At 31.1% G+C, this 22,298-nt stretch carries 30 protein-coding genes; 17 read left to right on the forward strand and 13 right to left on the reverse strand.

Features of this window, described 5'->3' with window-relative positions; genetic code table 11:
- The 12 genes from LQ682_RS12865 to LQ682_RS12920 form a co-directional block, all read left to right on the forward strand.
- On the forward strand, nt 1-591 hold a 591-nt coding region (locus LQ682_RS12865; RefSeq protein WP_481817272.1), incomplete at its 5' end, for a lysozyme family protein.
- The gene (locus tag LQ682_RS12870; protein ID WP_239724515.1) at nt 592-1,419 is read left to right on the forward strand and encodes a phage tail domain-containing protein; all 828 of its coding nucleotides are present in this window, start codon (nt 592-594) and stop codon (nt 1,417-1,419) included.
- 8 nt (nt 1,420-1,427) lie between these two features.
- Nucleotides 1,428-3,014, forward strand: a complete 1,587-nt coding sequence (locus tag LQ682_RS12875; protein WP_239724516.1) for a prophage endopeptidase tail family protein — start codon at nt 1,428-1,430, stop codon at nt 3,012-3,014.
- A complete protein-coding gene (locus tag LQ682_RS12880; RefSeq protein WP_239724517.1) occupies nt 3,004-3,204 on the forward strand; it encodes a hypothetical protein in 201 nt (66 codons plus the stop codon). The genes LQ682_RS12875 and LQ682_RS12880 overlap by 11 nt, the downstream gene beginning before the upstream one ends.
- Complete coding sequence (locus tag LQ682_RS12885; protein WP_239724518.1) at nt 3,204-5,108, forward strand: phage baseplate protein; 1,905 nt, start codon at nt 3,204-3,206, stop codon at nt 5,106-5,108. Before LQ682_RS12880 ends, LQ682_RS12885 begins: the two co-directional genes overlap by 1 nt.
- Nucleotides 5,108-6,577, forward strand: a complete 1,470-nt coding sequence (locus tag LQ682_RS12890; RefSeq protein ID WP_239724519.1) for a BppU family phage baseplate upper protein — start codon at nt 5,108-5,110, stop codon at nt 6,575-6,577. The genes LQ682_RS12885 and LQ682_RS12890 overlap by 1 nt, the downstream gene beginning before the upstream one ends.
- Nucleotides 6,577-6,963, forward strand: coding sequence for a DUF2977 domain-containing protein (locus tag LQ682_RS12895; RefSeq protein ID WP_239724520.1), 387 nt, complete (start codon nt 6,577-6,579; stop codon nt 6,961-6,963). The genes LQ682_RS12890 and LQ682_RS12895 overlap by 1 nt, the downstream gene beginning before the upstream one ends.
- Before the next feature lies 1 nt (nt 6,964).
- On the forward strand, nt 6,965-7,126 hold the full coding sequence (locus LQ682_RS12900; RefSeq protein ID WP_239724521.1) for an XkdX family protein: 162 nt from the start codon (nt 6,965-6,967) through the stop codon (nt 7,124-7,126).
- A gap of 36 nt (nt 7,127-7,162) precedes the next feature.
- Nucleotides 7,163-7,603 (forward strand): hypothetical protein, encoded by a 441-nt coding sequence (locus LQ682_RS12905; RefSeq protein WP_239724522.1) that lies wholly within the window; start codon nt 7,163-7,165, stop codon nt 7,601-7,603.
- Nucleotides 7,576-8,037, forward strand: a complete 462-nt coding sequence (locus LQ682_RS12910; RefSeq protein WP_239724523.1) for a hypothetical protein — start codon at nt 7,576-7,578, stop codon at nt 8,035-8,037. The genes LQ682_RS12905 and LQ682_RS12910 overlap by 28 nt, the downstream gene beginning before the upstream one ends.
- Before the next feature lie 30 nt (nt 8,038-8,067).
- Nucleotides 8,068-8,376: a phage holin gene (locus LQ682_RS12915; RefSeq protein ID WP_345774113.1), complete on the forward strand. Its 309-nt coding sequence runs from the start codon at nt 8,068-8,070 to the stop codon at nt 8,374-8,376.
- Nucleotides 8,377-8,413: 37 nt separating this feature from the next.
- Nucleotides 8,414-9,904 (forward strand): N-acetylmuramoyl-L-alanine amidase, encoded by a 1,491-nt coding sequence (locus LQ682_RS12920; protein ID WP_239724525.1) that lies wholly within the window; start codon nt 8,414-8,416, stop codon nt 9,902-9,904.
- 748 nt (nt 9,905-10,652) lie between these two features.
- Here LQ682_RS12920 and LQ682_RS12925 read toward each other — a convergent pair.
- From LQ682_RS12925 to LQ682_RS12950, 6 genes are all read right to left on the reverse strand, one after another.
- On the reverse strand, nt 10,653-11,066 hold the full coding sequence (locus LQ682_RS12925; protein WP_239724526.1) for a YolD-like family protein: 414 nt from the start codon (nt 11,064-11,066) through the stop codon (nt 10,653-10,655).
- Between the two features lie 92 nt (nt 11,067-11,158).
- On the reverse strand, nt 11,159-11,893 hold the full coding sequence (locus LQ682_RS12930; RefSeq protein WP_239724527.1) for a hypothetical protein: 735 nt from the start codon (nt 11,891-11,893) through the stop codon (nt 11,159-11,161).
- 430 nt (nt 11,894-12,323) lie between these two features.
- Complete coding sequence (locus LQ682_RS12935; protein ID WP_239724528.1) at nt 12,324-12,476, reverse strand: hypothetical protein; 153 nt, start codon at nt 12,474-12,476, stop codon at nt 12,324-12,326.
- A gap of 14 nt (nt 12,477-12,490) precedes the next feature.
- Nucleotides 12,491-12,676, reverse strand: coding sequence for a hypothetical protein (locus LQ682_RS12940; RefSeq protein ID WP_239724529.1), 186 nt, complete (start codon nt 12,674-12,676; stop codon nt 12,491-12,493).
- Nucleotides 12,677-12,707: 31 nt separating this feature from the next.
- Nucleotides 12,708-12,911 (reverse strand): hypothetical protein, encoded by a 204-nt coding sequence (locus LQ682_RS12945; protein WP_239724530.1) that lies wholly within the window; start codon nt 12,909-12,911, stop codon nt 12,708-12,710.
- A gap of 49 nt (nt 12,912-12,960) precedes the next feature.
- Entirely contained in the window at nt 12,961-13,302 is a 342-nt protein-coding gene (locus LQ682_RS12950; RefSeq protein ID WP_239724531.1) for a hypothetical protein, read from the reverse strand.
- A gap of 209 nt (nt 13,303-13,511) precedes the next feature.
- Here LQ682_RS12950 and LQ682_RS12955 point away from each other — a divergent pair, with 209 nt between their 5' ends.
- Both LQ682_RS12955 and LQ682_RS12960 read left to right on the forward strand, forming a co-directional pair.
- Entirely contained in the window at nt 13,512-14,228 is a 717-nt protein-coding gene (locus tag LQ682_RS12955) for a ParA family protein (protein WP_239724532.1), read from the forward strand.
- Nucleotides 14,229-14,232: 4 nt separating this feature from the next.
- Nucleotides 14,233-14,814 (forward strand): hypothetical protein, encoded by a 582-nt coding sequence (locus LQ682_RS12960; RefSeq protein ID WP_239724533.1) that lies wholly within the window; start codon nt 14,233-14,235, stop codon nt 14,812-14,814.
- 240 nt (nt 14,815-15,054) lie between these two features.
- On the opposite strand, the gene LQ682_RS12965 is transcribed toward LQ682_RS12960, so the two are convergent.
- The 7 genes from LQ682_RS12965 to LQ682_RS12995 form a co-directional block, all read right to left on the reverse strand.
- Nucleotides 15,055-16,266: a hypothetical protein gene (locus LQ682_RS12965; RefSeq protein ID WP_239724534.1), complete on the reverse strand. Its 1,212-nt coding sequence runs from the start codon at nt 16,264-16,266 to the stop codon at nt 15,055-15,057.
- Nucleotides 16,267-16,345: 79 nt separating this feature from the next.
- Entirely contained in the window at nt 16,346-16,891 is a 546-nt protein-coding gene (locus LQ682_RS12970; protein WP_239724535.1) for an HNH endonuclease, read from the reverse strand.
- A 336-nt stretch (nt 16,892-17,227) separates the two neighbouring features.
- Nucleotides 17,228-18,640, reverse strand: coding sequence for a TOTE conflict system archaeo-eukaryotic primase domain-containing protein (locus LQ682_RS12975; protein ID WP_239724536.1), 1,413 nt, complete (start codon nt 18,638-18,640; stop codon nt 17,228-17,230).
- Between the two features lie 20 nt (nt 18,641-18,660).
- Nucleotides 18,661-18,888, reverse strand: a complete 228-nt coding sequence (locus LQ682_RS12980; RefSeq protein ID WP_239724537.1) for a hypothetical protein — start codon at nt 18,886-18,888, stop codon at nt 18,661-18,663.
- A gap of 125 nt (nt 18,889-19,013) precedes the next feature.
- Nucleotides 19,014-19,175: a hypothetical protein gene (locus tag LQ682_RS12985; RefSeq protein ID WP_239724538.1), complete on the reverse strand. Its 162-nt coding sequence runs from the start codon at nt 19,173-19,175 to the stop codon at nt 19,014-19,016.
- A gap of 156 nt (nt 19,176-19,331) precedes the next feature.
- Entirely contained in the window at nt 19,332-20,126 is a 795-nt protein-coding gene (locus LQ682_RS12990) for a phage antirepressor (protein ID WP_239724539.1), read from the reverse strand.
- A 63-nt stretch (nt 20,127-20,189) separates the two neighbouring features.
- Nucleotides 20,190-20,372: a hypothetical protein gene (locus LQ682_RS12995; protein WP_239724540.1), complete on the reverse strand. Its 183-nt coding sequence runs from the start codon at nt 20,370-20,372 to the stop codon at nt 20,190-20,192.
- Between the two features lie 1,097 nt (nt 20,373-21,469).
- Between LQ682_RS12995 and LQ682_RS13000 the strand changes: the two genes are divergently transcribed.
- From LQ682_RS13000 to LQ682_RS13010, 3 genes are all read left to right on the forward strand, one after another.
- On the forward strand, nt 21,470-21,658 hold the full coding sequence (locus LQ682_RS13000) for a hypothetical protein (protein ID WP_239724541.1): 189 nt from the start codon (nt 21,470-21,472) through the stop codon (nt 21,656-21,658).
- A 64-nt stretch (nt 21,659-21,722) separates the two neighbouring features.
- A complete protein-coding gene (locus LQ682_RS13005) occupies nt 21,723-21,932 on the forward strand; it encodes a hypothetical protein (RefSeq protein ID WP_239724542.1) in 210 nt (69 codons plus the stop codon).
- A complete protein-coding gene (locus LQ682_RS13010) occupies nt 21,932-22,183 on the forward strand; it encodes a hypothetical protein (RefSeq protein ID WP_239724543.1) in 252 nt (83 codons plus the stop codon). Before LQ682_RS13005 ends, LQ682_RS13010 begins: the two co-directional genes overlap by 1 nt.
- Nucleotides 22,184-22,298: the final 115 nt, after the last annotated feature.

The following is a 22,298-nucleotide window of genomic DNA, read 5'->3' on the forward strand; positions in this document are numbered from 1 at the left end:
GGTACAGACGGCTACAATGAAGGTAGAGCAACAGGACTAGTACAAGTTAAACCACCAACATTCCACTCTAACAAGTTTAAAGGTCATGGCAATATTAAGAATGGTCTTGATAACCTATTAGCTGGTATTAGATATGCTAAGAGACGTTATGGTGCTGACGGTATGTTAAACGTTATTGGTAAAGGACATGGTTATGCTACAGGTGGCGTAATTAAAGACCCTGGACTATATAACTTAACAGAAGAGAAACACGAGGAAATAGTTATACCAACTAATCCTAAACGTAGCACTGACGCTATGAAACTATTAGCTTATGCATCTAATAAGGTACAAGGCAATAAGAATAGAAATAAACGTCCTAACCAACTATCAAATGGTAATACTCAAGTACAATATAATGATAATACTGAAATATTGCAAATGATGGCACAACAATTACAAGCACAGAATAAGCAGATAGAGTTACTAACTCAAATTGCAATGTCTAATGCTGGTATAGAGGATAAAGCTGGATTTAGTGAGAGAGATGTAAGTACAGCTCAAGGTAAGAGAAGAAAAGATATAGCCTATAATTTAGGAGGTATACGTTAAGTGGAAAAAGCAGTAAAAATATTTAATGAAAATTTTAGTTTTGATGTGACAAGTATTCTAGATTTAAAATATCTAGATTTTCAAGAAGAAAGTGTTTCACCAAGAGTATTCACACAAGAAATACAGGGAACTGATGGTGTTCTATTAGGGTCAATAACATTTGACCCTTTTAATTTGGCTTTAAACTTTTCCTTTAGAGGTGTAGATAATAATGACTTATTATTGTTAAAACAAAAATTAAGAGGTTTATTCTTTAGAAGGGAACCTTATTATGTTTGGCATAGTGATGCTCCTGGCAAAAAATATGCAGTATATTGTGATGGTTCAGAGAATGAAGATTTAACAAGTGAATTAGCAACTTTTAAAGTGAATTTTGTAGTCTATAAAGGTTATTCAGAAAGCTTAGACGATACAAGTGAGTTTGATTTGAAAAATGGTAGATGGCAATTTGAGAGTGTAGCAGTGGCTGATGATTCTATTAAATATACTCATAATACGGACTACTTTGAAATATACAATGGTTCAAACGATACAATAAACCCTTTATTAAAACATAAACTACAAATTGAAATTATAGCAGATGCTCCTAATGGAATAAAAATAAGAAACTTAACAACAGAAGATGATTTCCATTATAAAAAGCCTTTGACACCTGGAAAAAAGTTAATATTGCAAGGTGTTCACCCATTACTAGATGGGAACAGGGTAGGCATTCATACTAATTGGCAATGGTTAACATTAGCACCAGGTTACAACACAATTAAAATTGAAGATGATGATATTAAGTCAATCGAGACTAAATGGAAGTTCAATTACATTTTTAGGTAGGTGGAAGAATGGAATCGTTAATACTACTTGATAAGAACTCAAAATTTGGGGAAATACTGACAGATTTTGATTATGAATCTTTTAAGTATGAGTATGAAAGAAATAACGAAAGAAAAATAAGTTTTACAATTTTTAAATCAAGTGAAAATAGTGATATTTTTGACACGATTGTAAATGAAATGTATTTACTATGGAAAAGCCAATATTACGTAATTAAAAATACACAACACAAATATGATGGCTTAATACTATCTAATGAAATAGAGGCTAAACATATATATATGGACTTGCAACATTGCTATATAGACAAAGATTTAGAAGATGAAAATTTAAATAGTGATAATGAAAAAGAAGTAATCCCTCATTATTCAGTAGAGGAATATTTAAAGTATATATTTAGAAATAACAAGTTAGGCTTTAAATATGAATTAGTAGGAGAGTTCCATAATCGTGTTCCCATTGAAGATATGGGAGGAAAGAATGTCCTGGAGGCACTTGTAGAAGGTGCTGAGCTATTTGGATACATCTATTTTGCAGATAACAAAAAGATATATATTTATGATGAAGAAAGCTTTTATAAGTATTCAGATGAGCCTCTGATTTATAAATACAATAATGATGATGTGCAAGTAAACATAGATACTAAAGAGTTAAAAACAATCGTACGTGGATATGGAAAGAAAAAAACAAAAACAGAAACTAAAAATTACAACCCTTTGAAACCATCAAACCTTAAGTTTGGTGGTTCTTTTATTAAAGAAGGCACGTGGCGTACAGAAAGTGTTGGAGCTAGTTATTCAGCTGATTTCACATGTAAATGGGGCAATGAACGATTAGAATGGTCTCTTAAAAAAATGTCAAAAGGTGGCATGTTAGAAGTATTTATTGACGGTGCAAGCAAAGGCATTTTTGATTGCTATAGCAAGAACGCTGTAACAGAAAAAATAGTATTAGAAACAGGACTGTCAAAAGGTAAGCACACATTCAAAGCAGTATTTAAAGGTGCTAAAGCTGGTGTTGATTATAAAAATTCAAAACCTTGTATGTATGTAGGAACTGAAAAGGCTACGGTGTTAAACCTTACAGCAGTACTGAAAGGTGAGGACGTTTACCATACTAAAGCTACTTATACATCACCTAACTATGACACATTTGGTCATTTAGAGGCTCCTACTTTATATGATGATGAATCAACTAATAAAGACGAGTTAATGAGCAAAATGATAAAAGAATTGCAAGATGAGCCTATTGTAGAAGTAGCTACAAACTATTTAGGTAGTGCTGATGATAAGCACTATATTATGAATAATCAAATACAAGAAAATCACTTAGTGAGATTTATTCACCAACCTTTAGGATACAATACAGAACTAAAAGTTGTAAAAATTGTTGAATCACATCCCCTTACACCTTATCCAACAGAAGTTGAGTTCAGTAATGCTAGTAAAGATATTTTACAAATTCAACTACAAGAAAGTATGAAAATAAAGAACATGAATAATTTTGTTTTAAAAGAAAGAGCAAGAAGAACAGTAGAAGTTGTTTCAACAGAAAATTATTCCGATTCAGTAGGGAGTGTTCTAATTGGAGATTAAAGCAGAGGTTAGATATTTAAAAGATAAAGATGGGGAGACTTTTATTCCAGTGGCTCATGTTGATTATGTTATAGGATTGCCTGATGAATTAGCACAAAGATTAAACTACTTAGAAAACAACAATTATTATTTATCAAATAAAGTTATTGAATTAGAACAAGAAATTGAATCTCTTAAAGGAGGACTATAATGTATTACCTTAATTTCCCAGTAGAATTGGGACAAGAATATAGAAGAATGATGGTTAGTAACTTTAAATATATATTAGAAGAAATTAACCATTATAAAAAAGATATGGATTATCATAAAACAGAAGAAAAAAACGCTCATACAACAGACCAAATACAACATGGTGCTAGAAATTCTAAGGATACCCTTAATGATTTACAATCTCAAATTAATAGATTAGTTCTAGCACCAAGAAATAATAGTGCTAATGAGATTGTACAGGCTAGAGTAGACTTATTTGGTAACACTTACCAAACATTAAAAGAACATATTAACGCTTGGGAAGAAAGAACTAAAATCAACAAAGAGGAAAGTATAGAGGAAATCAATCAAGCTAAAGATGAGATTCTTAAAGCAGAAAATCGTTTCGAACCTGAAAAACAAGAATTTTTATATGTAACAGATTTAAGCCCATTAACAAATACTGTTATGCAGAGTTTTTGGTTCGACAATAGGACAGGGTTAGTGTATATGACACAAGCTCAACAAGACGACAGTTATATGCTTACACGACTAAAACCTAATGGAGAGTATGTGGATAGTAGCCTTATTGTAGGTGGTGGTCATGGTACTCATAATGGTTATAGATATATAAATGATGCCCTCTGGATATACTCTCATGTTTGGGATAATGAAGGACTTCATAAAATTGTACGCTTTAAATATACGCCTAATGTTGAGATAGCATACGGAACTTATGGTATGGAAGAAGTATTTACAGGATATAGTGACGGTAGATACATGACACCAATTATAAATGAGAAAGAAAATAAAATCTTATTTAGAATTGAATATCCTAAAAGTGAATGGAATACAAGAAACTCAAGAAACTATGTGGAAATAAGAGATTTAGATGACATAGATAAAAGAGTAGATAACGTGTTGTATAAATTTGATATTCCCCTGAATATTGCAAGTGGAGACCAACCAATGCAGGGTGCGGGATTTGATGAGAACACTTTATATTGGTCTAGTGGTGTATCAGATGTTAAGAAAGATAATTATCTTACAGCATTTGATATCAAGACAGGTAAACAAAAGTATCAAGTTAAAATTAATTACGGTGGAGAAGGTGGGTTTTATCCTGGTGACTTCTCAGAGCCCGAAGGTATGCAAGTATACTATGATAATGAAGGTAGAAAAGCATTGTTAATAGGGTTCTCAGTAGGTGGCTCAGGAAACAGAACTCATAAAATATATGGTGTGGCTCAACGTGGCGTATTAGAGCAATTACATTCTCGTGGCATCCCAACACCTTTAACAGACACAGGTGGACGAGTAAAACCATTACCTTTAGACCCTGATAACTTAAGATTATTATCAAAAATTACTACACCAGGTTATTATTACCTTTACACAGAACATGTAAGAAATATTGATGATTTCCCATTAGATAAAAAGCAAAGAGACGCTGGCTGGTTCTTCCAAGTAGAACCTTCTCAATCAAACGGAGATGTTTTACAAAGATTAATAAGAAATAGTTATAGTCGAAACATGCTGACATTTGAGCGTTTTGTTTCACGTAAAGATGATAGAAATGGTATAAGCCCGTGGAACTATGTTCCTAAAACAGCTGGATATATGGAGAGATTACCTTCTCACATTAATAAGCTAAAAGATTTAAATATAGTCGGTATGACTTACTACATGACAACGGAAGATACTAAACGAATGACAGATTTTCCTACTAGTCTTAAAAATGTTGCTGGTTGGGTTATTCATATTGAGCAAGGTGAAAACAACGGATACATGCACAGAGTTGTCCGTAACAATTCAAACGCTAGTACTCAAATACTTTATAGAAACTATAAAAAAAATGGGGATACAACAGGCTGGTATAGATTTGTCGGGGAGGAAGTTAAATAATGGCAAGTAATTTAGATAAAAAAACAATATTAAACATGGAGAACACAGCAAGGTATCAAAAACAACAAGATTTAAATATTAAATTTTCAACAGCTGATAGAGATTCAGCTGTTTTTATATTTAATGTCACGAAAAATAGTAAACCATTGTTATTAAGTGAGGAAAATGTTTTAGGTCATATTGCTTTAAAACATAGTGACGGTTCTTTTATTAAAGATACACTACATTTTACTGAGCACGATATCAATGGAAAGTTTGAATATTATATTCCTAATGAACTGTTAAAACGTGAGGGTACGGTTACAATGCAAGTCTTCATATCTGAAAAAGGTAATTCAAATGTAATTGTAGCTGAACGTATTTTGTCGTTTGGTATTGAGCAATCAATTATAAGCCAAATTAGTGCAGAAACTAAACTTCAATACATTGTAGAGTATGATGAATTACAAGCTGTTTTAACTGAGAGACTTAACGCTATCGAAGAACAAATGGCAAACTCAGAAGATTATGTTTCTCAACTAAAACAAGCTAAAGAACAAGGTTTAAGTGATTTAGAAATAGCTAGAACTTCTAGTATTGAAGAGTTGAATAATAAGGCTAATGCAAAGATAACTGAGTTAGAAAACAAAGCTAAAACATACTCAAACAAGTTTGATGATGATAAGAAATATATGGACGATAAACACCAAGAATTTAAAGATAGTGTTTTAAACAGTGAGGTTGTCACTCAAGGTGAATCTAAAGAATGGCAAAAACATAAAATGACACAGAGTAACGGAGATAGAATAAGAGTATCTGATATTGACCCTGTAAATTTAGAAAGTGGATATTATCAAATGTGGAGAGTTAAAAATGCTCCAATAGGTAGTGATACTGCTGGGAGTTATTGGAATATAGACGTTACTACATCATTTGATGACGTAAAACAAATAAAAGCTGTTTTAAGCTATACAGGGCAAACATTTCAAAAAAATATTCATAAAGGTAATGACAGTGGCTGGAAGGAAATGATTTCACTACCACTAGACGAAGAAGTGGAAACTAAAAATTCAGCTGAACAACGTGCTAATGAAACATTAACAGATGCTAATCAATACACTAATGAAAAATTATCTACTCAAAAGAAAGTATTATTTGAAGGTAATGCTAAAGGAATGGGAACATCAATCAACTTATCAGAATCTCATAAAAACTATAAATACCTATTTGTTACTTTTGAATCTCCTAGAGGAATAGATACTGTTGTAAATGATAATAATCTTCCTAATAATAACAATATTATTTTAACAGCATCAAATCTAACTGATGAAGATGGTTCAACATTAAAAGTTTATGAGGCAATTCTAACAAAAGAAAGCAATACTAAGTTTATTATCTCTAATGAAGTATTTAACAATCTTAAAACGGGAGCAACAGGGAAAGATGAAGAAGGCAATATAACAGTTATGAGAATAGAGGGGTGGAACTAATGGAAATATTACTTAATGATAAAAATGAAATATTATCATTTGCTCTAGTAGGTGGATTTGATAACGGTATACAAGTTAATGAATACCCCGAAGATTTTATATTCTATTTCAAACCTAAATTCTTTATATACTCTGACGGGGTTATTAAAAGAAACCCTTATTACGTTGAAGAAGATAATATCTTTCAAGAGCCTCCTATAAATAATGATATTGATTTTTCTAATAGTACAGACCAAGAAGTAAGGACAATGTTTACCTCGTTACAAAAACAAGTAATTCAAGCTAATATTTCAATAGCTCAATTAGCACAGCAAAATGCATCTATCACTAAGCAACTAACAGAGGTTTCTAAAGAACTAGAAACGCTTAAAAAGGAGGAAAAATAATATGAACTTGATATTCCCTAAGTTTGAAGATTTAAAAACTCAGTGGGGTTGGAACGTATATACTCCTGAAGATATGGTCTGGTATGTTGAAAAAGGAGTGATTGATAAAGAAGAATATGCTTTAATTACAGGAAAAAAATATCCAACGGAAGGCACTGATTAATTCAGTGCTTTTTATTTTGTAGGAAGTAGGTGCAAGATGAAAAAATTACTAGTTTCTCTAGCTAATATTAACCCTTATGAGCTATTTTCTAATCTACTTATTGTCTTATTAGTTGGTAACGGTGTACTACGTTCTTGGGATTGGATAACTATGAGCACAGAAGGACTAGAGAATGTATCTCACCTATATGTCAGTATGTCTAATTATCTAGATATGAATACATTAGGGTGGTTATTTATGTTGTTCTCAATAACCTTACTACTCAGTATATTTTTTAAAGGTGCAACGGGTTATATGTTCTTGGTGTTAGGTGCTCTAGGCGCTGGTATTATCCATATCATTTTTGGTGTGATAGCCACAGCAGGAGCTACCCTGTTTGTAACCTATTACTTTATGCTCTTATGTGGTGTTATCCAATTTATTTTAGTCTTAGTCGGAGGAACCCAATTATGGAAAATCACACAACTCAAGAAATAAAACACCTCACAGACAGAATAACAGACGTTAATAAGAGGATTAATACGATAGACGGTAGAGTAGAGAAACTTGACGATAAAGTAGATAACATTGAAGAGAAGTTTAACGATAGACACACTGAAATGGTTAGGATTACTACAGAGTCTATAGCTGAGAATAAGGCAAGTAGAGAAAGTATAAATGGCTTAGTTAAATCATTAGACAATCTAGTAGATGAAATGAAAGAAACTAATTCAGTTACTAGCCAACGTTTTGAAAGAGTAGAAGGTAAAATAACTCAAGTAGAAAATGCTGTAAATGATAAAACAGTAGCTCTAAACGTAGGATTAGAAGAAAAGAAAATGAGTAAGGGGTTATTAGGGACTATTGTGGTAGCTGTAATTAGTTTAGTAGGCGTATTAGCTAAAGTAATTGCTCCTTTACTCGTTGGATAAATACATTAAGGAGAAAGATAAATGAAAAATATAGATGCTGGAACATTAACAAGAATGATTGTATTAGCACTAGCTTTAATTAACTCAGGATTAGCTATGTTCGGTTATGATGTTATTCCGTTAGACGAGGAGCAACTAAGTAACTTTATTAATATGGCTTTCTTAGGTGTAGCTACTATTTGGGCATGGTGGAAGAACAACCCAATCACAAAAGAGGCTAAATGGGCTGATGAGAAGAAAGATAAATATAAAGCTGAAAAGAAATATGCTAAAGCAACAGGGCAAGCAATCAACGCAAAAGTAAATAATGACCATACAGAAATAGGAGGCAACCAATAATGGTTGTCTCTTTTTTATATGAGAAAGGAAAGATATTATGGCTAAAACACAAGCCCAAATTAACGCTAGGTTAAGAGCATATAGAGCTGGTAATGTTAATAGCCCTTATAGGATTACTAAGAGAACACATTACGATAACAATTTCTTACCTATGGAAAAGGGAGCAATTGACGTTGACCGATACGCTCATGCACAATGTGCTGACTTGGCTATAGACTATGTATTATGGTTTACAGATAACAAAGTACGTATGTGGGGCAATGCTAGAGACTTAATCAATAATAACTTTCAAGGTTATTTCAAGATTATCCCTAACAACCCATCAACAGTACCACCTGTGGGCTCACTAGCTATTTATAGAACAGGTTCACCAACATATAATCAATGGGGACATGTAGCAATTGTATATGGCACAGTTAACACTAATACAATGAATGTATTGGAACAAAACTGGAATGGCTTAGCTAATAAAAAGCCTATTAGACGTAAGGATAACTACTATGGTTGTACTCACTTTATTGTACCTAATGTTAAGAAAGCAACACCTAAAAAGAAACCGACTACTAAAGCAAAAGAGACAGCTAAGAAAGTAGTTAATAAAGTTACACCTAAGAAAAAAATGAAAATATTACTTGTAGCTGGTCACGGTAAAGGATATATGAACAATGACCCTGGAGCAGTAGGTAACGGAACAAATGAAAGAGACTTTATCAGAAAGAACATTGTTCCTAACGTAGCTAAGTATCTGAGACAATCAGGACATAAAGTAGATTATTATGGTGGTTCTAATATGAGCCAAGACTTATACCAAGATACAGCGTATGGTTACAACACAGGTGACACTACTAAGTATGGTATGTATTGGGTATCAAGACAGAAGTATGATGCTGTTATTGAGTTCCATTTAGATGCTGTAACAGGTAATGCTAGTGGTGGACACGTAATCATAGGCTCAGGGCTTAAAGCTGATTCTATAGACAATAACATTCAAAAGGCTGTTGTTAAGCATGTAGGACAAATTAGAGGTGTTACAGCTCGTGATAACTTACTTAATGTGAATATAGCTAAGCTAATGGGTGTTAACTACAGATTAGTAGAGCTAGGTTTCATTACAAGTAAGAAAGATATGGATTACATCAAGAAAAATCTACAAGCTTATACTAAGGACATTGCTCAAGCTATTAGTGGTGGAACTATAGCTCCAGCACCAGCAAAAAAACCAGCAACTAAGAAGATTACTTGGGCATGGAAAGGTCGTTTCTACCCTAACGCACCTAAAACGGGTATTAAGGTTAGAAAACAACCAGGATTAAATGGTTCAGTTGTAGATAAAGGTTCATGGTTATTCACTAAAAATGATTGGGTAGACTTTGTATCAGTAACTAAGAAAGATGGATACTGGTGGGTTAAATTTAAATACCCAACTAATCCAGGAGCAGGATATTTCTACTGTGCTGTATGTAAGATTACAGACAAACAAGAAAAAATTAAGAATGAAAAGTATTTCGGAACTATTAAATGGAAGTAGTTAATTGTTACTTGTGACAGTTAATTCTATAGATATGTTTTAAATTGGTTGAGGGCTATTCTACTATTGTAGGGTAGTCCTTTTTTATTTGTCGTCAAATGTTAATGTTGTCAATTTAGAATATTGTGTGTTAATATTTAGTTGTAATAAAAAACACTCAGCACTTTTCTAGGGATACTGAGTGTAAAAATTAAGGCTATAGTCTAACTACTATATTTCACCATGGCTTATTGAATTGTTAGTCGTTTGTGTTGGAGCACATTCGACTATTTTTTATTGTCTTTTTTAAGCAATAAATAGAAAGTAACAGGTAATGTTACTGTGTAAGTAATCTTTAATGTTAAATATATATCTAGGTGTATACTTACGTCTAAGCCCATACAATCACCCCTTTCACCATGGTCTAATAAGGCACGGTGAAAATATAGGCAATCAATAAGCTCGTTAATTTTTATAAGGCTATTATATCATCAATAATGCTTGATAACACTCATAATAGCTAAAAATTCTTATATGTAATAGGGTTGACTTTATCAATATGTTTCCTAATCGTTGATACTTAAACGTTTGAAAATATAAATTTTTTACTTACATAAATTTAAAATATTAGAATTCCAAATACTTAGCCACTATTCCAATGATAATACCAATAACTGTAAGCTCTCAGACAACAGTTAGTGGGTAATGGTAGGCAAAAACATTTCTCAAGTCGTCTGAGAGCCCGTGAGTGAACGGTAAAACTCTCTTTTTATTCAATTTCTACTATACAGTCGATACTTATATCCATTTTCTTATTATTCTCATTTAAAACTTGCAGAACGTTACGCTCACTATCAAACTTATTAATCTCACATTCAACTTTTTTATAATAACCATTTTCCCAATATTTAATAGTTGCTGTAGGATTGTAGAATAACTTTTCTAACAATACATTATTCAAATCTGATAGAGCCATTTCATCTAACTCAGGTTTATCTACTTTATTTTGGTCTTTGATATGCTGATTAATCATTTCATATTGTTTAGGTATAGTTGCCATTGGAGCCCATTTCACCATTCCTCTTCCTTGAGGAATACGTGGATTAAGATATTCCTTAGGTATTTTTCTATAATCTGTCTCATAACAATATGGCTCAGGCATGTTGTCGTTAATAATTTTCATATCTAACAGCTCCTTTATATACAATATTATACGAACGTATGTTCTATTTCAAGGCAAAAAAAGACCCACCAATTAAGGCAGGTCATCTTATATTAATACTTATTATTAATGTAATCGTTTAATATTTCTTTGGCTTGTTCCTTCTCAATAGTTCCATTATTAAGTGCTGTATCTATAGCCTTAACCATTCCAACTAATTCAGATTCACCATTGTTAGTTTCAGGTACTATTTTTACCTCTTGTTGTTTCTTTCCTTTATGTGCACTTTTGATTACGCTATATCCTACATAAGGTAATGGTGTCCAAACCATAGCTGTAAGTTTAACACCTTTGCGTGTCATTTTATTACCAACTTGCTGTACTTTATCCATTGTTTCGGTAAACTTCTCTGTTTTCTCAACAAAATCTACTGTTTTCTCATAACTTTTATCATTTTTCCCCGTTTGATTTAATAAAATCCCTGTCTTAGCTCTTTCAATCTGAATATATAGATTTTCTTTCTGTTTTTCTGTTAATCTAGGATTGTCAGCCTCTTTACTTAGTCTTTCAATAGTATCAAAGTTTCTAGCAGTAATTGGTCTGTAAGTACATTCAGTATAATCGGTGGTAATATCTAAGTTAGGATTTTTAAGCTGTAATTTAACTAAATCTTTATTTTCACGTTTAAAAGCCTCTTTCTCAGATGGTGCAAACTTAGCAAATTTATCAAGAATAGCCTTTTTTTCTTCTATAGGTAATGCTTTGTATTCATCTTTTTTAGTCTTGTGAATGTGGTTAAAGAAATCAGGTTCTATAACTGTCTTATCCTTAAATGTTAATTTTGTCATAAAAAACAACCTCCATGTTTTTATTTTAATTGTACTATATTTAATTAGAAAGTTATATATCGTGTATAGAGTATAAATTTTTAGTTCCTATAAGGTTTAATTATGTAAACTAAAGTTTTTCCTCTATCCCTTGGTAAATCTAGACTTTGTAATATTACAATGACTTTCATTTATGCATAAAATATACAACCTATATTTAACAGGTATTTCCCGATTTTCACCGTTTTCATAACTTGAATATTTATTCATAAAAATTTTTAGTATTAATTATATTTAATACTTGAGTATTACTTATGATAGCTTAAAAAAATGTACCATTGCCTATAGCAAAGGTAAGTGCTAACCATATCCCTAATCCAAACATTCCAAGATACATTTTAATATCATCTGTCATGTTCTACCCTCCCTATTCAATTGTGAGGGACAATAATTACATATCGTCCCAGGTTAAATTTAAGTCTTTCATAATCTGATGTATTTGTTCATCTATTCTATCTTTCGTACTATCGTCAGTAGTTTCCTCCATAATAGCTATTAATGAAACAATGAGACCAATTATAGATTCCTTTTCACGTTTATCCATCTAATCCCTCCTGGTTAAATTCTTTCCATATCACTTAGATTAAATAATGTAGATTTCTTACAGTCATTACCGTATACGTCCCAATCATCTTCTTCAAAGAACTCAATAACTGTATTCTTATCTTTACTTGTAAACCTTGTGTTAAACAAATCATTATCCCAAACATACTGTATAAGCTGTGGTAAATTAAATTCTTTCATTCTAACTCCTCCACTTATTTATTATTAAAGTTTAATTAATGTAATTAAGTAATTCGTTTAATTCTTTAAAGTTAACAACATCTTGGTCATCTTTCATAACAGTATAGTAGTTATCATTTTCAAAAGTTGTTACGTTGTAAATACCCTTAGAAGTTATAACCGTATTTTGTCCATTATCAATTGTTACCATTTCAAAATTTTCTGTTAAGAAATCAAATGTTTTTTGTTCGTTCATTTTAAATTCCTCCAATTATTTATTAGGGAGGTTTGCCCTCCCCTTTATTTTATATTATTGAATGTATTCTGTAACGTGAACCCTTTATATCTTTATCATTTAACATTGCTTGTAATAATCCTTTTTTAGTTTTGTAAGTTTTAACAAGTTCCTCACTGTAGATTGCTTGTTCCATAACTTCATTGTATGTGCTCTCTTCTTCAATGTCTATCTTCGACTCATATATTTCGTAGTGTGTTTCAGGTTCTTGTTCATCATCTGTTTGTTCTTGGTAGTTAACAAGTGTGATTGTTGCCATCTCTTCTCCTGTGTACTGTAGGTAAGCTTTAACTTGAGTGATAATGTCTGTAAGTTCTTGGTGAGTGTAGTTGTTTAAATTTTTAAGTTTCATTTGTAAAACCTCCATGTATTTGTTTTCCCGTTCCTTATATATAGTACTATACACTAGTTATTATACAAAGTCAATACCTAAGTATTACTTTTGTTTAATATTCTTATATTTCTTTTATGTTTTACTCAAGTATGTGTATTATTGATTACTTCATTATGATATGGTATTCTAACTATAGTATTACTAAAAGTTAATAGGGAGGTATACCTATGAAAGTTGTAGTATATAGTTCGGCTAAAGGTGGCTCTAGTAAGTCCACTCTCTCACTCAATACAGCAGGCAGAAAAGGCTTAAAGTATAAAGTGTTAGGATTAGACCTAGATGAACAAAAGAACGCAACAAGCGTCTACAGAACGTCACGTGACGAGCACACAATATATGACGTGCTTACTCATAAAGTTTCTATTAAAGATGCTATTAAAGAATCAAATTTCAAGAATGTAGATTACATACCTGGTAGCTCTAAGATATCAACTTTAAACGTGGATAAGTTAGCTATTAAAAAGCTACTACAAGAAGTTTATAAGGAATACGATTATGTAATCATTGATACGCCACCAAGTATTAAACTTACAGCTGTACAATCAGCTTATGTGGCTAGTGATTTAGTCATGATACCTACAATACTTGATAAATTTAGCTCAGCTAATCTTATGACAGTGGTTAACGATATTAGAAAGTTAAATCTTAAAACTGAGATTAAGATAGTTCCTAGTATGATGGTTAAAAATTCTAAGCTACACAATAGTGTGTATGATGAACTTAAGAAGTTTGTTGATAGCAAACAAGGTATTGAACTTACTAGACCATTACCCAACTCAATAGAGGTAAGTAATCAGATGATGGAAAACAATCTATTAGTAAACAGTAATAAGATAAACAAGCTTAAATCAGCTTTAAAAAAATTAATAGATGAAGAGGTGTAAGGCTATGAATAATGAGTTATTTGGTGAAGAGGAAACTGTAGAAACATTTGATACAGTAGATAATACTGATACAAAGACTGTTAAAGATAAATTAAAAGATTACGCTGATAAAAGACAAAACAGCTCAATCATTTCAGATACACATACACGTTCAACTTATTTAATTAGTGATGAAACTATTCAAACATTAGATTACTTAGTGGCTTATATAGAGGCTACTAATGGTTTAGGTTCAGAATTAACTAAAAATATGAGCCCCGAGGAAGTAAACAAAGGACGCGTATTATCAAAAGGTGTTAAAAGTAAGATAGTTAACTATGCTATCCAATCATTCTTAGATGAATATGAATCACAAGAAGGCTTAATACCAGAGGTGCAACACAAAAAATCTAAAGTAGGTAAGATATATCACAACTATTATATGTTCACTGAAAACGGTGAAACTTATGGTATTGAACAAGATAATAGAGGTCGGGAACTTAGATTCCTTTCTACAGCTAAAGGTGACAACGTAGAAAGTATTGAACAATGGTTTGAATCAATAGAAGACCAATCTGTAAAAACAGGTAGACCTAAAAATAAATAATAAAGAAAGTAAGTGACTATGTGAGAAAAGTAAATCCTGGTGAAGTTCAATGTCAAAATTGCACTACTATATCAAATATAATACTGAAGAACGAAATATCGACAACAGATACGCAATCAGCAATTTGTCCTCAATGTGATTTAAAAATAGGTGAGGTACAAACCCCTTATAAAATAGTTGTTCGTTCTTTAGATTTAAATGGTAATTATGTATAGAGACCTAAATTAATAGGTCTCTTTTTTATGCTAACTTTTCATTGCCTTCTTTATCTTTGTATGTGATTAGCCCCGTTGCTGTCATTGATAAATTATTACTAGGTACAATTGCTAATCCAGCTAGTGGGTTCTCTTTATATCCATACTCAGGGAAACTAGCCTCTATAACATTGTCCTCATTCTCTTTTAAATAATCTTTAATATTGTTATTGATTAATCTTAATACCTTATGACTAATCTTACGTGGGTAATGCTCCTTGTCCTTATCATTAATACCTTTAACAATTTCTTGTTTCTGTTTAGACGTTAAGCCTTTAGTAATGATTAACTCATAATCCTCATAATCAAAGTGACTAGCGATATCATATGTTAACGTGTTACGTCTTTCCTCCTGGTCTATCCACTTGTTACTGTCAGCAAACTCTACATAACTCTCTAACATATCGTGCAAGTTCATACGTCCATTGTGTGAGTGACCGTGATAGATACCTTGGAACTCTTTTTCATAAGCTTTCATACATTTCTTTTTGATAGCTTTGAATGAACTATTTAAGCTGTTACTTGTTAAACCAATCTCTTTTAACATTTCTTGTCTCTTAGATAATGTATCTTCTTTTCTATCTGTTAATGGAATGTAGTTAACCATAAGGTAATTAAATACCTCTAGCTGACGTGCTGTTAGGATAGTCTCTCTATTGTCTAACACCCATTGTATAAAGTGATTGTGGTGTGAATCCTTAGCACTAAATAGGTTAGTATCTTGTGCTAATAGATTAGATAACTCAGTTTCTCCCTCATCATTGCTTACAAGAACGTCAATACTACCCATTTGTATATCAATATGTTTCTTGCCTGTATCAGTTACAATCGTTTCCGATTGTGGGTTAGCTATATATTTAAACTCATTTGTAATGTTACTAAAGATATAATTAATACGTTCTTTATATACAGTAGGATTATCTAGTAAGTAATCTAAACTTTCTAATTGCTCTAGCTTAGTTGCCCCATCTAAGAATAGGTGAGCAAACTCTTGTACCATATCCTCAGTATTGTAGAACTCTAAGCTTGTACCGTATCGTTTCTTAATAGCTCTAAAGAAGTTAGCTAAGTCCTTTTGTTCTTTAGTAGCTTGAGATTGTAACCCCTTAACAATGATTATTGAGTTCACTGTGTTATCTTTGTCCCTTGTTCCGTATTCAAAATGATAGTTAAATAAGTCCTGTATGTTTTGTTTCATTGTGTGTTAATTCCCTTCGTTTATCCTTGATTTTTTGTATTACTTGATGTATAGTTGAATATTGGTAATCTATACTTTTTTATGAAATGTCTTTAAAAATATAAGTTTTATTTTCTACGATTTGCTTAACAGTTGATGGCGTACACTCAAACTGTCTAGCTAGTCCATTAAATGAATTACCTTCTTTGTGTAGCTTTCTAATCTCTTGTGCTTGTTCCATTGTCAAACCACGTTTACCTCTACCTGCTACTTTTCTTCTCTTCATGTCCCAAGCATGTTGTACGTTCTCTGATTGAGTAACGATTTCTAGGTTATTAAGATTATTATTCAAACGATTTGAATCTCTATGGTTAATAACTTCACCTTTCTTACGTGGTCTAATAAATGTCTCTGTAACGACCACATGTACACGAGTTGTTTTGTTTTTGATATTTGTTCTTAAGTATCCTTGTCCATCTACTACTACTTTCATTTGAATTACTTTCCCATTGCTCTTAAGTCTTGAATAGAAGTTCCCATAAATACTTACGTAATACTCTTTAGTAGCTGATTCATCAAACTTTCTTATTACTCTTCCTTCTAATAGTGATTGAAAATGTGCGTCCTTAATAATTTGCTTTGTCATAATGATTTCCTGCTTTCTAATTTTAGTTTTTTTGTTTGACTTACTTGTCATTTTGCTTTAATATTATAATTGGGAAGATATGTTGTTATTTATATAAAAGAGTTATAAAATTAGATGAGCTTTTTATTAACTCATCTTTTTCTTCCTATACTTAATATAAGACAACTTTTCACTTTTCCCGATTTTAGTGTAAAATGTTACGTTTTATTTTAGGTTTTAGTATGTTAATGTATAATTAGGTTTTCTTTAACCTTTTTTAAGATAAATATAAATTATGAGGCTAAGGGCTTTACAACCCTCAGCCATTTTGCTAATATATTAGGTGAATATAGAAACCTAAACAGCTTTCTTAACTTTCTCAAGTTGTTTTCTAGGTAAATAACTTTTCAAATCTATCTCTTGAAATTGCTCGTCACAGCTCTTCAAGAAAGTAACTAAATCTAACTTGTCATTATCTTTAATCTTGATGCTGTCAACATCTTGATTAAAGATTTTTTTTATCTTATATATGTTCGGTTTATATACTGCCTTGCCCTCGGCTACAATTCTTTCTGAATCCCAAACTCTACGCTGTACTACTTGGATATGTTCTCTAATCTCTAGTTCTTTCAAATAATTTGCTAAGCTTTTAGTATTTTTAGTAGCACCCATATTACTCATTGTTTCATAAGTTATATAATACTCACCGTTATTTTTAGCGTATCTTTTACTTTGTACTAAGTGGATTAAGTATAGTTGTTTCAAATGAAATTCTTTAATACTCAATATATCTAACACTTCGTCTTTAGTGATTATTACGTCTTTACTTCTAGCTTTAAGTTTGTAGTCATTGTCATAAACTACTTTAACTATTCTTTTAGTTTCCTTAAGAATAAAACTTTCTGAGGAACTAATTAACATTGGTTTTGTTTGTTTTGTGTTTAATAGTATGTTTGTAATAGTTTGCTGTGTTTGCTCTTGTGTATATCCGTATCTATCTTTTAAGTAGATTGATAGGAATAATGTAGTGTCATTTCTAGAATGAGCAAATCTCAGATGGTTATTTCTAAGTACAAACTCTACATTTTCTATGTTGTCCTCAATTTCTTGTGTGCTAAAGTTAGTTGAGCCTGTTATTTCTTCAAATTCTTTGTACTCTTCCTTGCTAATGATGAAAGGATTAAACTCACAATACTCATTTTTAATGACCTCAGGTGAAATAGCATTAATTGTAAGTATGTGCTCAAAGCTTTCAATAGGTTTATAAGTGTTTTTATCTAAGTACCATGTCCTCTTTCCAGTCAGTTTATGAATAGATAAAGGCAAGCGTAAAGCTTGTTTGGTTGGTCTAACTTCAATTTGGTCGGTAGTAAAACCAGCTTTGTCTATAACATCATGATAGAATCTTTTTAGTATGTTGATTGAAACAACCTCAGTGAAATAAATGTGTAAGTGTATTCCTTTATTTGTTGAGGTTGAAATGTGTAAGTCATCTCTACTAAAGTTAAATCTATCAACTAAAGTGTTTACTAGTTGCCTACAATCTTTTTCAGCATCTTCTTTAGTGTCTATATCAAAGCATATGAAGCTCGATACTTCATTAGCATATATCCCAATTGTTTCTTTGCCCTTTAAATGTTGTTCAATCGTTCCATCATTCAGGTTGTAATGAGTAACTTTTGAATAAGAACCGTCAGCTTTTTGTTTAACAAAAGCTTTTCGATAAGTAATCATCAGCTCATTCATTTTCTGAATGATTTCTGTATTCAATTTTTTACTTCCTTTCTTTCTTAGTTAGTTATTTTTTGTTTTTCTGTTTGTTTGTCTAGAAATTCCTCTAGTTTGTCGAGGTTCATTTCTCCTAGGTCTCTATGACCTGAAATAAATAATCTTAAAACACCGTAAGACATATTAGCTGATTCGGCTACACGTCTAATGTTTGGTGCATAGTTCTGTGAATGCCACAATTTAAATTTAAATCTTAGTCTCGAGTTCCTAGCCTTTAGAGTTCTACTCATAGCTTATTCCCTCCCTGTTAATGAGTTGTTACACTCATTCTTTTAAATTAATATAATTATAACATATAATTGCACGTAAAAGTTGTTTGTTACATAATTGTAATATAAATGAAATATTTGTAACATTATCTATTAGTTAAATATTCTTTAAACGTCACTAAAACATACCAATTAATTGTTAAAGTAAATATATAACCCCAATAACTAACTGGTGTAACCCAACTTAAGAATACTGATACTGTACAAATGAATATGAATATTACCGTTAAATAAATTATATCTTTCATGTTTCTATTCCTACTTTCTTTTTTAGTTTTTAATAACCTTACATCTATTAATATAAGAGTAGAACCTAAAAAGGTACCCTTTTTAATAGCAAAAGTGTAAAATGTTAATTATTTTTTATTGATATATGTATAAACCCTATAGAATAGGGCTTTAGGTTAAGCTGTATGTTCAATGCTAGGTAAAACTCCATTATCTTTTAAAAACTCGTATAAGAATAATCTTCCTTTTTGTGTCCACTTAGTCGATAAGTTAACTCCTACAGTTCCATCATTTTTTGGATACTTAAATGATTTAGATTGTGTATAACCATTACTTTGATAATCTTTATATAGTAACCATTGTCCTGATTGCTTGTATTGAATACCTAAATTACTAAGTAATATATTAAATTCTTGTGCACTCATACCATAATCTTTAGATATCTGTGTAGCTGTCATAGTATCTGAGCTATCTAAGATTAAATCATAGTAAGTTGCTTTAGGTTGTAATTCTTGTACTTGTTGCTCAGCTATTAGTCTTCTAGTTTTTTCTTCCTTGTAATTAGTTAATAGAGTAATCATAGTATCCGGGTCATCTAACATTGTATTGATTACATCATCTGTAGCATACATACCATGCTTACGAACGTCTTTAAGAATCTCTTTAACTTTCTTCTTGAATGATTTAGCAATTGGTTTGCGTGATTGCATTAATACTTCATATAGACCGTCTTCTGTTAGAAACCATGCGTCCCGTTTTTGACCTGAGGTGCTTATAGTGCACATCAGCTTTTCATCTTCATCTACTAAGTTAGCAATTCTAGTAGGCTGACTGTGTTCAATCCACTCAGCAACATCTTTAGCTAAGAATAATGGTTCCTCAACTGTTCCATACATTTTAAAATCTTTTCCTAATACTTCTCTTTGTTCTACTACTTTAACCTCTGATTTAAATTTAATTACGTTTGTCATTATAAATTGCTCCCTTGTCTTATTTTTTGTATTAAAAAACACCTAACCATTTTGATTAAGTGTTTACTTCCTAATATGATTGATTACTTTCTTTAACTTCTCGTCACTAAAATTCTTTCTCCCAGCTCTCCAATGCATAAAATAAATATAATTAATTCCTATTCTATCTGTAACTCTTCTAATAGTTGGATAATCATTATCCTCTAGCCATTGTGTAAATTCATTTCTAATATTGTCTTGTCTCATAATATTGTTCTCCTTTGTATTTATATTAAGTTAGGTAGATAAATCTATACTTACCTCTCACCTATTAAAAAAAGTACTAACCCTGATTGGCTAGTACTCAAACAAAAAATAAAAATAGAAAGTGAAAGGAATTTTATTAAATTTCATTCAGAGTAAAGGCTAACAACTTCCCCTACACTATATAATAGGAAACCCATACACCGATTTTATGTATTCTTGTGTTAAAACTTTAAATTATTTTTATATCTCTACTATATAAGTCATTTCAAGCCTACTTTACGTAGTAATATAGAAATCTTTTTTAGTTATGTAGTAGTTTGATTGTAGTACGCTCAGCTGACTATATATTAGCTCCTATTTGCTCATGTAATATGAAATAGGTATTATCTATCATAAAACTATTATATGCTCTTAAAACGTCTTATTTTGCCTTACCACTCTTCACTACTATATAGCAACAACTAACGGAATAGTCAATAAGATTTAGTAAAGTTTTTTATTCTTTTTATTATTTGTAAGGTTTGGCACCCTGTTAGTACTAATCACATATAGTAATAAAAGTCGGCATTTTAAACTATTCAATAAGGCTTAACTCTTACTCTCTCAAGGCTTACAGTAATTATAATTAAAGGTATCCTAGTACGTGATATTATCATATATCCAGTACTAGGGTAGGTTACAATCAATACCCTTTAACCCTTAGAGCCTCAAGGGATAGAGACATTATAATTATCTTAAAATGCCGGGTTTATAACACTATTATTTATTATATATGTACTAAATGTATGGGTAATATCTATTTTTTAATTATGTGTACTAAAAGAACGTGTAATATCTATTATAAAGAGTAAGCCTAAAGTAGTAAGAGTGTTGAGAGTAATACAGTATCTAATAGTATAAGTAATAATATCTATATGTAATTATATGGAATGTACTAAATGTATGTGTAATATCTATTTCTTTTTTATTATAGGTAATAGAGTAAGCATATAGTATTAATTATCAGTGTATATACTACCTATAATATAAGTAGAGAGAGACATATATACATAATAAATAACTATACATAATACCCATTACATAAAGGAGGGAGGATAATGGAATTAAATAAAGAAGATAATTATATTACACAGGTACAACATGAAGAGATTATACAGCGTATTAATGATTTATATGGAGAGTACTATCTAACAGGACAAGAGTACTCACAACTATATAATCAATTATTGGACGATTATATACATGATGATACATTATATATATTCAATAACTCATTTGATAACTAAAGGTAATACTCAAGTATAAAATAAAAGTAATACTATAATATTAATGACTGTAGGAGGTCTATATATGGGAGATAATAAAAAGCTATTTAAACAGGTTTATGTTAAGGATTGTATTTATCAAGAAGTAAAAAAAGGAATATTAAATGACCCAACAAGTAAAGAAACAGTAGAGATTATTAAGTCATATGATTTAGATGAAGATATGGCTGTCATGTTGATTATTGAAATTGCTCAGTTACAAGAAGATACAGATACATTTGGAGGGTTCCTATAATGAGTGCAAGATTTATTAGAACAGATGATTGGTGTTGCAACAATGAGCGTATATTCAGAGATAAGATGAATAAATTAAATGATAATAGAAACAAAACATATGAGCATATCACAGATGAGTTAGAGTCCTTTATTTATCAGAAGGGTATTGTAGATGATTATGAAATCGAAACAAACAGCGATATAGATTTTGATTACAACAAAGCAACAGACAGATTAACCATTGATATTCGTATGAGCAGAGAGATTTAGCCTATGACATTACTTTCAATAGTAGCATGGGCTATTTATTTTGTATCAGTCTATTACTTACAATCCCTAATCACTCAGTTAAGCTCATATAACTTCACAGTAAGCCATAAATCAT

Source organism: Mammaliicoccus sp. A-M4 (genome assembly GCF_022386955.1).
Taxonomy (GTDB): Bacteria; Bacillota; Bacilli; order Staphylococcales; family Staphylococcaceae; genus Mammaliicoccus; species Mammaliicoccus lentus.

Excerpts from the sequence above, each read along its gene's own strand:
- LQ682_RS12875 (WP_239724516.1), top strand. The coding sequence starts at position 1,428 with ATGGAATCGTTAATACTACTTGATAAGAACTCAAAATTTGGGGAAATA.
- LQ682_RS12885 (WP_239724518.1), top strand. The coding sequence starts at position 3,204 with ATGTATTACCTTAATTTCCCAGTAGAATTGGGACAAGAATATAGAAGA.
- LQ682_RS12890 (WP_239724519.1), top strand. The coding sequence starts at position 5,108 with ATGGCAAGTAATTTAGATAAAAAAACAATATTAAACATGGAGAACACA.
- LQ682_RS12895 (WP_239724520.1), top strand. The coding sequence starts at position 6,577 with ATGGAAATATTACTTAATGATAAAAATGAAATATTATCATTTGCTCTA.
- LQ682_RS12900 (WP_239724521.1), top strand. The coding sequence starts at position 6,965 with ATGAACTTGATATTCCCTAAGTTTGAAGATTTAAAAACTCAGTGGGGT.
- LQ682_RS12905 (WP_239724522.1), top strand. The coding sequence starts at position 7,163 with ATGAAAAAATTACTAGTTTCTCTAGCTAATATTAACCCTTATGAGCTA.
- LQ682_RS12910 (WP_239724523.1), top strand. The coding sequence starts at position 7,576 with ATGGAAAATCACACAACTCAAGAAATAAAACACCTCACAGACAGAATA.
- LQ682_RS12920 (WP_239724525.1), top strand. The coding sequence starts at position 8,414 with ATGGCTAAAACACAAGCCCAAATTAACGCTAGGTTAAGAGCATATAGA.
- LQ682_RS12925 (WP_239724526.1), bottom strand. The coding sequence starts at position 11,066 with ATGAAAATTATTAACGACAACATGCCTGAGCCATATTGTTATGAGACA.
- LQ682_RS12930 (WP_239724527.1), bottom strand. The coding sequence starts at position 11,893 with ATGACAAAATTAACATTTAAGGATAAGACAGTTATAGAACCTGATTTC.
- LQ682_RS12935 (WP_239724528.1), bottom strand. The coding sequence starts at position 12,476 with ATGGATAAACGTGAAAAGGAATCTATAATTGGTCTCATTGTTTCATTA.
- LQ682_RS12940 (WP_239724529.1), bottom strand. The coding sequence starts at position 12,676 with ATGAAAGAATTTAATTTACCACAGCTTATACAGTATGTTTGGGATAAT.
- LQ682_RS12945 (WP_239724530.1), bottom strand. The coding sequence starts at position 12,911 with ATGAACGAACAAAAAACATTTGATTTCTTAACAGAAAATTTTGAAATG.
- LQ682_RS12950 (WP_239724531.1), bottom strand. The coding sequence starts at position 13,302 with ATGAAACTTAAAAATTTAAACAACTACACTCACCAAGAACTTACAGAC.
- LQ682_RS12955 (WP_239724532.1), top strand. The coding sequence starts at position 13,512 with ATGAAAGTTGTAGTATATAGTTCGGCTAAAGGTGGCTCTAGTAAGTCC.
- LQ682_RS12960 (WP_239724533.1), top strand. The coding sequence starts at position 14,233 with ATGAATAATGAGTTATTTGGTGAAGAGGAAACTGTAGAAACATTTGAT.
- LQ682_RS12965 (WP_239724534.1), bottom strand. The coding sequence starts at position 16,266 with ATGAAACAAAACATACAGGACTTATTTAACTATCATTTTGAATACGGA.
- LQ682_RS12970 (WP_239724535.1), bottom strand. The coding sequence starts at position 16,891 with ATGACAAAGCAAATTATTAAGGACGCACATTTTCAATCACTATTAGAA.
- LQ682_RS12980 (WP_239724537.1), bottom strand. The coding sequence starts at position 18,888 with ATGAGTAGAACTCTAAAGGCTAGGAACTCGAGACTAAGATTTAAATTT.
- LQ682_RS12985 (WP_239724538.1), bottom strand. The coding sequence starts at position 19,175 with ATGAAAGATATAATTTATTTAACGGTAATATTCATATTCATTTGTACA.
- LQ682_RS12990 (WP_239724539.1), bottom strand. The coding sequence starts at position 20,126 with ATGACAAACGTAATTAAATTTAAATCAGAGGTTAAAGTAGTAGAACAA.
- LQ682_RS12995 (WP_239724540.1), bottom strand. The coding sequence starts at position 20,372 with ATGAGACAAGACAATATTAGAAATGAATTTACACAATGGCTAGAGGAT.
- LQ682_RS13000 (WP_239724541.1), top strand. The coding sequence starts at position 21,470 with ATGGAATTAAATAAAGAAGATAATTATATTACACAGGTACAACATGAA.
- LQ682_RS13005 (WP_239724542.1), top strand. The coding sequence starts at position 21,723 with ATGGGAGATAATAAAAAGCTATTTAAACAGGTTTATGTTAAGGATTGT.
- LQ682_RS13010 (WP_239724543.1), top strand. The coding sequence starts at position 21,932 with ATGAGTGCAAGATTTATTAGAACAGATGATTGGTGTTGCAACAATGAG.